Origin of the sequence: Mesorhizobium sp., from assembly GCF_017306585.1 — a bacterium.
Classification (GTDB): domain Bacteria; phylum Pseudomonadota; class Alphaproteobacteria; order Rhizobiales; family Rhizobiaceae; genus Mesorhizobium.
Window position 1 is genome coordinate 1 of the sequence record NZ_JAFKIC010000298.1, and the last position, 11657, is coordinate 11657.

Annotated in this window: 6 protein-coding genes and 1 pseudogene; 2 read left to right on the plus strand and 5 right to left on the minus strand. The window is 65.8% G+C overall.

Translation table 11 applies throughout. From position 1 onward, the window contains the following. From J0I79_RS33440 to J0I79_RS33460, 5 genes are all read right to left on the minus strand, one after another. Positions 1-7875: hypothetical protein (locus J0I79_RS33440; RefSeq protein ID WP_292869938.1), on the minus strand; the 7875-nt coding region annotated here is incomplete at its 3' end. Positions 7876-8132: 257 nt separating this feature from the next. Continuing rightward, positions 8133-8396, minus strand: coding sequence for a DUF6074 family protein (locus tag J0I79_RS33445; protein WP_292869940.1), 264 nt, complete (start codon positions 8394-8396; stop codon positions 8133-8135). A 165-nt stretch (positions 8397-8561) separates the two neighbouring features. Then, the gene (locus J0I79_RS33450; protein ID WP_292869942.1) at positions 8562-8858 is read right to left on the minus strand and encodes a DUF982 domain-containing protein; all 297 of its coding nucleotides are present in this window, start codon (positions 8856-8858) and stop codon (positions 8562-8564) included. Between the two features lie 178 nt (positions 8859-9036). Beyond that, positions 9037-9273, minus strand: coding sequence for a hypothetical protein (locus J0I79_RS33455; protein WP_292869944.1), 237 nt, complete (start codon positions 9271-9273; stop codon positions 9037-9039). 107 nt (positions 9274-9380) lie between these two features. Next, positions 9381-9968, minus strand: a complete 588-nt coding sequence (locus tag J0I79_RS33460) for a hypothetical protein (RefSeq protein ID WP_292869946.1) — start codon at positions 9966-9968, stop codon at positions 9381-9383. Between the two features lie 51 nt (positions 9969-10019). On the opposite strand from J0I79_RS33460, the gene map reads away from it, so the two are divergent. Further along, complete coding sequence (gene map, locus J0I79_RS33465; protein ID WP_292869949.1) at positions 10020-10847, plus strand: type I methionyl aminopeptidase; 828 nt, start codon at positions 10020-10022, stop codon at positions 10845-10847. A 55-nt stretch (positions 10848-10902) separates the two neighbouring features. Next, a pseudogene (gene radC, locus J0I79_RS33470) lies at positions 10903-11590 on the plus strand (DNA repair protein RadC). The last annotated feature ends 67 nt before the right edge of the window (positions 11591-11657 follow it).

Consider the following 11657-nt stretch of genomic DNA (forward strand, 5'->3'; position numbering starts at 1 on the left):
GATAAAGCCGATCGCGCGTCCACCGGAACCGCCACCACCGCCGATCGATTGGGCGTTGATGCCGTCCGCGCCGGCCCCATATGTGTGCAGGCTATTGTTGTTGGTAACGGTCACGACACCACCGATGCCGGACGAGCCGCCACTGCCGCCGATCGAGACCAGCGCCGGGATCGAGCCTGTAATCCCACCATTCTTGCCGCCGCCGGAGCCACCACCGCCACCGACCGACTGCGCCTGGATGGCATAGGAATCGATGCCGTGCGTTATGACCACGGCATTGTTGGTGACTATGACATCACCGCCCGAACCGCTTGCGCCACCGGAGCCGCCGACAGCGATCGCACTGATGCCGAGTGTACCGCCAGCACCACCGCCGCCGCCGATCGACTGAGCGAAAATACCAACGGAATCATCGGCATGCGTGACGATACCGCCGTAGTTGTTGACGGTGACGAGGCCGCCTGTGCCGCCCGCCTTGCCGGAGCCGCCGAGCGACAGCAGGCCGCCGGCACCGCCACCGGTACCGCCGCCGCCGCCGACCGACTGGGCGAAGATGCCCGCGGAATATCCCTGTTCGGGATCGGCACTCGGTGCCCCGTCCGCTGGCGGTGTCGGCGACGTGCCGAAGGTCTCGATCGTGGTGAAGGTGGCCTGGCTCAAATCGGTCTTGCCGTTGGTCACGGTGACCGAGCCGCCATTGCCAGCAGCCTTGCCCTGGCCGCCTATCCCGACGGTGCCGAGCGCGCCGGCCTGGCCATCGCCGCCATCGCCGCCGCCGCCGCCGATCGACTGGGCGTGGATGCCATCCGACTTCGTACCATTTGTGGTGATCACGCCTTCGTTGGTGACGATGACCGTGCCGCCATTGCCGCCGCCGGCTCCGTTGCCGCCGATGGCGACCGCGCCGGAGCGCGTCAGGCTGCCGGTGCCGAGCGGCTTCAGGAGAAGCGTCGGATCGACCGGCACATAGGGTATGGTGAAAAGGCCGCCGGTGCCCATGTAAGCATCGCCACCGATACCGCCGCCGCCGCCGATCGACTGCGCCACGATGCCCGACGACTTGTCGCCATTGGTGGTGATGAAATCATAGTTGCCGACATCGACGGTCTGGCCGTCATTGCCGGTTCCGCCCCCGCCGCCGACCGTGGCCTGCAGGTTCCAGTTCGGTTTGCCGCCGGCCGGCTCGCAGACTTTTGCCAGCGTGCAACGCGCGCCGAGCTCAAGCGAGATCGAATTGGCGCGGCCGCCGGTGCCGCCACCGCCGCCGATCGACTGCGCCAGGATGCCGAAGGCGCCCATGCCATTGGTTTCGATGCCGCCATATTGCCGGATGGTGACGTTGCCGCCGTGGTTGCCGTTGCCGGCCGCGCCGCCGACGGCGACGCTGACATTGACCTGGGTGCCCTCATTGTTGCCGTTGAGGCCAAGCAGTCCGGTGATGGCATTGCCGCCTGAACCGCCGCCGCCGCCGATCGACTGGGCAAAGATGCCATAGGCGCCGTCGCCATTGGTGACCGTCTGGCCGGCTGCAAGCAGGCCGGTCTGCAGCAGGCCGTGATTGGTGACGAAGACATCGCCCGCGAAACCGGCGTCGCCGCCCAGGCCGCCGACGCTGACGCCGACATTGAAGTTGGACCCGGTGCCGAGCGAACCGACGGCAGCCGAGATCGCCATGCCGCCATTGCCGCCGCCGCCGCCGATCGACTGTGCCTGGATGGCGTGAGATTCGAGGCCGTAGGTCGAAATCGCGCCGGTGTTGTCGATCGTCACCTTGCCGCTGTTGGTCCCGGCGCCGCCGAAGCCGCCAACGCTCGCCGACAGCGTCTTGGCGTCGGTACCCGCGATCGCGCCTGATATAGCCATGCCGCCATTGCCGCCGCTGCCACCGACCGACTGCGCGAAAAGGCCGACGGACTTGTCACCCGTGGTGATCGTCGCGCCATGGCGCGTCAACTCGACCTCGCCGCCCATGCCGCCGCCACCGCCCTCGCCGCCGACCGCGACGGTGATCTGATTACCGGCCTCGCCGAGATTGAGAGCAGCCGCGACGCTCAGGCCACCATTGCCGCCGCCACCGCCGATCGACTGCGCCAGCACGCCGAAAGCCTGGTTGCCGCCGGTCTGGATGATGCCGGTGGAATCCACGGTGACCTTCTCGGCGTCGCCGCCGGACCCGGCGCCGCCACCCAGCGAGACCGATACCGCGCCGTTCTTGCTCTGGTTCTTGCCGAGCGAGCCCTTGATCGTCGCGGCAAAGGCGAAGCCGCCATTGCCGCCGCCGCCGCCGACAGACTGCGCCAGGATGCCGTTCGCGCCGGCGCCCTCGGTCAATATGTTGTCGACCGACGTAACATTGACGGTCTTGCCGTCGCCGGAACCGGCGCCCGAACCGCCGATGGAAACACCGACCGAGGCCTTGGCGTTCTGGCCGGTTACCGTAATCGCGCCGGAGAAGCCGCCATCGCCACCGCCGCCGCCGACCGACTGCGCGAAGATGCCGTTGGAATCGCCACCGACGGTATGAATGGTCGCGATGTTGTTGGTGAGCGTGGTGCCGACATTGCTGTTGACGACGACCGCGCCGCCATCCTGGCCCGTGCCGCCGCCACCGCCGACCGCAACGCTGGCGCCGCCGGCGCCGTCCACCTGCAGATCGCCGGCGATCGCGAAGCCGCCAGTGCCGCCGCCGCCACCAATCGACTGAGCCAGGATACCGTTGGCCTTATCGCCCGACGTGTCTATCGTGCCGAAATTGTTGACCGTGACCAGTTGGGAGATGCCGCCACCACCACCGCCGCCGCCAACCGACACGGCGGCACTTGCCTGCTTTCCGGCGCCGGTTGCGGTCACGGCGGCTCCTCCATTGCCGCCACCGCCGCCGACCGACTGCGCCAGAATGCCGTTCGAGCCGTTCTTGAGGGTGACGATGTTGCCCGTCGAGGTGACCGTGACGGTGTTGGCATCGCCGCCGCCCTTGCCGGTGCCGCCGACACCGACGCCGACCGCGCCGCCATCCAAAGCGATCGACAGCACCCCGGTGAAGCCGCCATTGCCGCCGCCGCCGCCAATCGACTGCGCCAGTATGCCATCGGCCTTCAAACCTTCGGTTCTGAGGTCGCCGGTCGAAGTGACCGTGACCGACTTGGCGTCGCCGCCATTGTCGCCATTGCCGCCGATACCGATGCCGAGGCTGGCTCCTTCCGACAAGGTCCCCGAAACCGCGAAACCGCCATTGCCGCCACCGCCACCCACCGATTGCGCGAAGATCGCATGGGATCCATCGCCAGTGGTCTTTATGTTGCCGGTGCTGGTAACGGTGACGACCTCGGCATTGCCGCCGCTCGAGCCCTTGCCGCCAACAGCCACGCTGCCCGCCATGCCGTTCTGGCTGCCGCTCAAGGCGATCGCAAAGCCGCCATTGCCGCCGCCGCCGCCGACGGACTGCGCCAGGATGCCGAAGGAGTCCTTTCCTGCGGTCAGGATGTTGTTGTAGCTGGTTACGGTCACCGTCTCGGCATTCGAGCCGGAGCCTGCGCCGCCGCCGATGCTGACACCCAGGCCGCCACCGCCGAGCCCGACGCCAAGGCTGCCGGCAAAGCCGCCCGAGCCGCCGCCGCCGCCGACAGACTGCGCGAAGATGCCGGAAGAATTGTCACCTTGGGTCCATATCGACACGGTGTTGGCAGGCGGCGCCTGCAGCACGGGGTTGCCGCTGGAGTCGACAAGGCTGTAGCTGTTGACGATCACCTTGCCGGCAGTCGATCCGCCGGCACCGGAGCCGCCGACACCAACGCCGATACCCGCGTTACCTGTTGTCGCCGAGCCGGAGACGGCAAAGCCGCCATTGCCGCCGCCACCGCCGATCGACTGTGCCAGGATGCCGTTGGAGAATTTACCTGTCGTGGTGATCGTGCCTGAGCTCGTGACGGTGACATCCTTGCCGATGCCGCCGACGCCACCCTTGCCGCCGATCGCAACCGACGCCGTCGCGGCGTCGGGATCACCGAGAGCGCCGGTGACGGCAACGCTGAAGCCGCCATTGCCGCCGCCGCCGCCGATCGACTGGGCGACGATGCCGGAAGAATTGTCGAAATTGGTCGAGATGTTGCCGGTGCTGGTCACCTTGACGATGTCGGCGCTGCCGCCGCCGGCACCGCTGCCACCGAACGCGACGCCGACGGCGATCGACCTGCCGCCGCCAAGCGTGCCCGCGAATCCGCCATTGCCGCCGCCGCCGCCGACCGATTGCGCCAGGATGCCTGCGGCGCCGGTGCCGCGAGTGCCGCCCGAGGTGAAGCCGGCGCCAGTCGAAATATTGCCCGTCGAAATGACGGTGACATCGAGGCCGTTGCCGGCCGCGCCGCCATTGCCGCCAAGTGCTACGCCGACGCCGGCGTCTTTGGCCAGAGCGAGCGAAACGGTCGACCCGCCATTGCCCCCGCCGCCGCCGACGGATTGCGCCAGGATGCCGATCGACTGGTCGCCATAGGTGGTGATGTCGCCCGTCGAGGTGACGCGGACGGTTTCAGCGCTGCCGCCACCGGCGCCACTGCCGCCAAGCCCTACCGCGGCACTGACGCCCTGCAGCGTGATCGCGCCGGCGCCCGCAAAGCCGCCATTGCCGCCGCCGCCGCCCACCGATTGCGCGAGGATGCCCATCGACTGGTCGCCATGGGTCTGGATATTGCCGGTCGAGGTCACCGTCACCTCGCCCGCACTTTGTCCAGAACCGCCGCTGCCGCCAACCGCCACGGAAGCACCGAGCGCCCCGGTGGTGAACGTTCCGGCCACGCTGAAGCCGCCATTGCCGCCGCCGCCGCCGATCGACTGCGCCAGGATGCCGTCGGCCTGTTTGCCGTAGGTGGCGATGTTGCCATAACTGGTGACGAAGACATCCTTGCCGACGCCACCGGTGGCGCCGCTGCCGCCCACCGAAACCGCTGCCGCGCCACCGGCGCCTTCGTAGGAACCGGAGACGCTGAGCGTCACGGCGAAGCCGCCATTGCCGCCGCCGCCGCCGATCGATTGCGCCAGGATACCGGTCGAATTGTCATCTATCGTCAGGATGTTGTTCTGGGTGACGACGCCAGCGACCTTCTTACCGTTGTTGACGGTTGCCGTTCCGGCGTCGCCGCCGCCCCCGCCGGTACCGCCAAGACTGACACCGACGCCGACAACGCCGCCCGCCGCGAGGTTTCCGGAGAAGCCGCCATTGCCGCCACCGCCGCCAATGCTTTCGGCCTGGATGCCGACCGCGTTCTTGCCTTCGGTGACGAGGTTCCAGATACCGTTGTAGCTGGTGGCGACCGAATGGCCGGCGCCGTCGGCATTGACCGTGACGTTGCCGGCATTGCTGCCGTCGGCGCCCGAGCCGCCTAGGCCGACGCTCGCCGCCCCGCCGCCAAGAGCCGCCCCGATGGTGAAGCCGCCATTGCCGCCGCCGCCACCAACCGACTGCGCAAGGATGCCGGTTGAATTATCGCCCTTTGTGTGGATCGATCCTGAGCTGCCGACAATGACGTCTCCACCGGCACCGCCGCCGGCACCCTGGCCACCGATATTGACGGCAATACCGACCGCGCCGCCGATAGCACCGCCGATCGAATAGCCGCCATTGCCGCCGCCGCCGCCGACCGATTGGGCAACGATACCGCCGGCATTGTCCCCGGCCGTCGAGATATCGCTGAGGCTCGACACGGTGACGAGCTTGCCTGCACCGCCCTTGCCACCATTACCGCCAATGCCGATTGCCGCCGCGAATGTTCCAGTTGCGTTGACCGCAACGGCGATCGCCGCGCCGCCATTGCCGCCGGTACCGCCGATCGACTGGGCGAAAATGCCTCGCGACCCCTGACCATAAGTGGTCAGCGAGCCGGCGGTCTCTACCGTTACGGTGTTACCGTCGCTTGCCTGGCCGGCGGCCCCGCCCATGGCGAGCGCAAGCGCGCCGGCCGCGGCGGAAACTGAAAATCCGCCGTTGCCGCCGCCACCACCGATCGATTGAGCAAAAACCGCATCCGACTGGTCGCCATGAGTGATGATCGAATAAGCGGTATCGTTGGCGTCGCGCAGCACTTCGACCGCGCCGGACGTACCGCCATTGCCGCCGGAGCCGCCCAGCGCGACACTGAAGCCGAGGCCGCCGGAGAATGCGCCACCGCCATTGCCGCCGCCGCCACCGACGGATTGAGCGAAAATACCAGCGGAATTGACTGAAGCGGCACCATTTTTCCCGGTTTCGATATCGCCGGCATTGGTCACGGTAACCCGGGCACCATTACCGCCGGCGCCACCCTTGCCGCCAGCGGAGAATATGCCGCCCGAGGTGCCGCCATTGCCGCCGCCGCCGCCGATAGACTGCGCGAAGATACCGGACGATTGCTTGCCGTCGGTGCTGATCGAGCCGGCTGCGGTGTTCGTCACCTCGACGATGCCGCCATTGGTGGTCGAGGCGCCGTTGCCGCCAAGCGACACGAGACCGCCCGAATTGCCGCCATTGCCGCCGCCGCCACCGATTGACTGCGCCAGGATACCGTTCGATTGCTGGCCGTGGGTGACGATCGCGCCGGAATTGGTGACGCCAACCGTCACGACATTGGCAGGGCCACCATTGCCGCCGAGACTGCCGCTGCCGCCCGAGGCGAACAGGCCGAAGTTCGAGCCGCCGTCGCCACCACCACCGCCGATCGTCTGGGCGAGAATGCCTTGCGAATTGTTGCCCCAAGTCGTGACATTGCCGTTGTTGGTGACGGTGACGATGCCGCCATTGCCGCCGTTGCCGCCACTGCCGCCGGAGGAGGAGAACAGGCCGAAACCGCCGGAACTCCCGCCGCCGCCGCCGCCAATTGATTGGGCGACGATGCCGTGCGAGTAAACGCCCTGAGTGGTGATCGTCGTGCCGGCACCAGTGACGACATTGGCGTTGCCGCCACTGCCAGCCGCGTTGCCGCCGCCGGGGTTAAAGACGAGGCTGCCGCCGCCGCCGCCATTACCGCCATGGCCGCCCTGGCTTATGGCGACGACCCCGGCGGAATAATCCCCAAGAGTTTCGACGCTGCCGTCGGTGAAATTGACCGTGGCGCTGCCACCGACACCACCCAGTCCGCCATGACCCGCGCTGCCTGTAATGCCGTAAGCGCTGCCGCCATTACCACCATCGCCGCCAACGCTGCTCGCCACGATGCCGGCGCTGGGGCAAGGCGAGGTCGACGAGCAACTGTTGTCCGTCTGGACGGCGCCGTTGACATTGACGGTGACAGCGCCACCATCGGCACCATTGTGGCCATCGCCACCATCGGAGAAGACATAGCCGTCGCTGCCACCGCCGCCGCGACTGCCATTCGAGGCTCCGAGCACGCCAATGGTGCCGGTCGCGATCACCGCGCCGCTACCAGGTACATTGGTGTCGGCTGTCGGCTGATTGTAGTTGACCTCAAGTGTCGGGCCGGAAGTGCCCGACGGTCCGCCGGCTGCCTTTGCCGGGGGTGCGACACAAGCCGTTCCTGCGCAGCTCTCGGCCGTGGCAGGATGACCGTCACTGGCAGGCGTAGCTGGGGTGATCGTGCAGAGCGCTGGATCACTGCTGCTGCAGGTATAGTGCTGGACGCCATCCGCTGGCGGCTGCGGCGCCGCCCCCGTGCCGGTCAGCGATATCCGGCTGGGGTCGATCGTCAGCGTGTTGACGTTGAGTGTCGTGACGGGCGGGCTGTAGCTGATATCCGATTGCGTTCCAGGACCAGCACAGTTTTCGACGCCACCACTTGGCCCCGTGCAGGTCGCTCCCGCAGGACCAGTCGAGCCGAAGAGCAGCGCGGCCGCCACAACAACGGATGCTATTGCCGCAAACCCTGCAATGCCGAAAAGTTTCAGCTTCAACCGCGCTGAACCACCGCCAGACCCGACCGCTCTCTCCCAAACACGAGCCATCATCACCCCCCCGACTCGCGCCATCCGACACGAATCATCCCCCGCTAATGCAACCTATCAGATTGCGGCCGCGAGAGAGCACTCCCGAGAATTGAGGTGATGTAATTTAGGGATGATGTTGTGGCGCCAACACAGAAACGCCAGTAACCATCATGCGATTACGCACTATTAGAGTAAGTGGCGTAAACTTCTATGGCAAACTTGCTTCAAGCAGAAAGAACCGGCGCGGGCTCGACGAGGAATCCAGCCAAAAGCTCTTGCTGTACGGCCAGGAAAAACCTGCGCACTTCATCATTGGCTGACGCTCTGTCCTTACCTGACCCGACTACCAGATCGAGCAATTCCGCCGCTTTGGCCTTCCAGAACGAAGTGGCGGACTCGCCATGCAAGTTGCCGAGCTTGGCAGCAACTTCCCTGACCAAGAATACCTGACGGTCGATCGGGAACGCACGGACTTTTTCTGGGGACATCTTCCAAACCCTGACCCTGACGCAACGAATCAACCATTGCCCAACGAGCAATGACGTAGCCGCGAAGGTGGAAACGGAAGCTTAACGCCGAAAGGGACGCGCCACCGCGCGCGCCATTATGCGGGCAACGGCAAGATCTGTTCATCCGGGCAGGTGATGCAATCCTCAGTTGTGCAGCGCCCGGGCCTCGTCGCCACGCTTGCGCGGCGTCATCATATCGTTGGCGATCAGCCCGGCAACACGGCAGAACGCCGTGAACGCGCGGCAGGCATCCTCGGTCTTGACCACGTCCACAGTGGCGCCGAAGCAGGCGTTGAAGGCCTTCTGGTACATCGGCCCCTGCCGGTGCCCCGACCGGTCCTGGAGAAAATCCAGCGCCTGCTCGACGCTGTAAATCTCCTCCACCGGCAGGCCTGGGCCTGGTGCAATGCGCACCGGCACTTCGAATTGCAGTCTGTCCATCCGACATCTCCCGAACCGGCGTCGCACAAGCAACGCCGTTCGTCGCCAAAAGTTGCTTTGGGTCGTTAGTGCCTCGCAAATGTGTCGGCACTGCGGAAACAGTGTTTTTGCCACAGCGGATCAAGAAAGCCTGTCGGCAGAGGTCCGACAGAACTTCCGTGATCTGCCGCAGGGACATTTATTGGTTGGCCGGGTCCGTCTCAGCCTCGAAGGCCATACGCACCACCAGGACCAAAACATAGGCCGTCGGCAGCGCGAACAAGGCGCCAAGGACAAGCGCTCCAGTTCCCGACAGATAGAGCGTTTCGGCCACCGCCCAGTAGACGGTGCCGATACAGATAAACGACTGGACTGACAGAAAGGAGGCTGCCGCCGCCGCACGGGACAGGCTTTTGAAGGTCTTGATACGTTGCATTGAAATGATCCGGAAATGCCACGCCGTCCATGCGCGGCCGAGGGCCGCCGCACGGATCGCGACGCGGACAAAATTGAATGAAGGTGAAGCTTGCGGTCCCGGACCGCTCAGGCCTGGGTGAACGGCGGCGCACGTGGCTGATTGGCGCTCGCTGCAGGTGCGGAGGCCATTGCGTGTCCGACAGCGGACACTGCCGCGGACGTCGGAGCGAACCAGAAGAAATCAGCTTGCGGAGCCGGCAGGGCCGGATGGCCGCCGGCAAACTTGGCTATCACAGGCCGGGTGGCGCGCGCTTCCAGCGCTTGCGCCTTGTTGGTGACGCGCAGCAGCGCAGCGACTTCGCCGGACCGCTCCAGGCCGACGCTGGCGCCGCCACGCGCGGAGTCGGCGAAGGCCGGCACATCAGGGCGGCCAAGGCACAGCATTGCCAGCAGCACCAGGCCCATCAGACATGAGCAGGCTGCCGTTAACGGCGCATCAAGCGATCGAGCGCTCCTGGCCGTGCGGAACGGGAGTGATCCCCAAGACATACCCGCCCGTAACGCATGGTCGGCGGAAAGGGAAGCAAACCCATGCAAAACCGGTAAAATATCGCGCCAGCGAGACGAATATCGCGCCGGCAGCGGCTCCATCAGGCAGTTCTTCCTTGAACCTTTTGCCCCCAAGTGCCAAATCTGGTGGAGATTTTCATGCATGGGCAGCGCCCTGCCTTCCACACGGACAAACCTGCCTTCCACACGGACAAAATGGTAACCTATCTAGACGCCGCGACGGCTCCCCTCAGAAACACCGGCCAGATCCGCCTTTATGGCGAGGAAGGGTTTGCCGGCATGCGCAAGGCGTGCGAGCTGACGGCCCGCTGCCTGGACGAACTGGTGCCGATGGTCGGTCCCGGCGTCACCACCGACACGATCGACCGCTTCGTCTTCGAGTTCGGCATGGATCACGGCGCGCTGCCGGCGACGCTCAACTATCGCGGCTACACGAAGTCGTCCTGCACCTCGATCAATCATGTCGTGTGTCACGGCATTCCCGACAACAAGCCGCTGAAGGATGGCGATATCGTCAACATCGACGTCACCTTCATCCTCGACGGCTGGCACGGCGATTCCTCGCGCATGTATCCGGTCGGCACCATCAAGCGGGCGGCCGAACGCCTGCTCGAGGTGACCCATGAATGCCTGATGCGCGGCATAGCGGCGGTTCGCCCGGGCGCGCGCACCGGCGCCATCGGAGCGGCCATCCAGACCTATGCCGAAGCCGAACGCTGCTCGGTGGTGCGCGACTTCTGCGGCCATGGCGTCGGCCAGTTGTTCCACGACGCTCCGAACATCCTGCACTACGGCAACGCCAGCGAAGGCGTCGAGATGCGGCCCGGTATGATCTTCACCATCGAGCCGATGATCAATCTCGGCCGCCCGCACGTGAAAGTCCTGTCCGACGGCTGGACCGCGGTGACGCGTGACCGCTCTCTGTCGGCTCAGTATGAGCATACGGTCGGCGTGACCGACACCGGCTGCGAGATTTTCACGCTCTCGCCCAGGAAGCTCGACCGGCCCGGCCTGCCCGCTTAGTATTTTGACGTCTCGGGCATCCCTGCCCGAGTGAATGGCTGTTGTGGGGAGGCAGATGGAGAGCGCTGGCGACGACGATGAGCGGAGCTTCTTCTCCGAGGTGCCAGTCCCGTCAGTCGCGAATGCAAGGCTGGCTCCTGTCGAAAAGCCACACTATCTCGGCCATCGCGATCGCCTGCGCGATCGCTTTGCCTCGGCGGGTCCGGGCGCACTGCCTGACTACGAGCTTCTGGAACTTCTGCTTTTCCGGCTGATCCCGCGCGCCGACACCAAGCCTGTCGCAAAAGCGTTGCTGGCGCGCTTCGGCACGTTCGCCGAAGTGCTCGGCGCGCCGATCGCCCTGCTGCAGGAGGTCAAGGGCATAGGGCCGGCGGTGGCGCTCGACCTGAAGGTTGTCGCGGCGACCGCGCAGCGCATGGCGCATGGCGAGGTGCATGGCCGCGAGGTGCTTTCGTCCTGGACGCAACTCCTTGCCTATTGCCGCGCCGCGATGGCGTTCGAGACCCGCGAGCAGTTCCGTATCCTGTTCCTCGACAAGAAGAACGCACTCATCGCCGACGAGGTCCAGCAGACGGGCACGGTCGACCACACGCCCGTCTACCCCAGGGAAGTGGTCAAGCGGGCGCTCGAACTATCGGCCACGGCGATCATCCTGGTCCATAACCATCCCACTCAACCTATTTCCATCACGCTCGATCACGCTCCTAACCGTTGAATCACTTGAACTTTTAGGCTTGTCGTAGCGCAGGACGTTGTGGCATATTGGGGTCGGTTTTGAGGGGGATCGATCGCCCTTGTGACCCCAGTCGC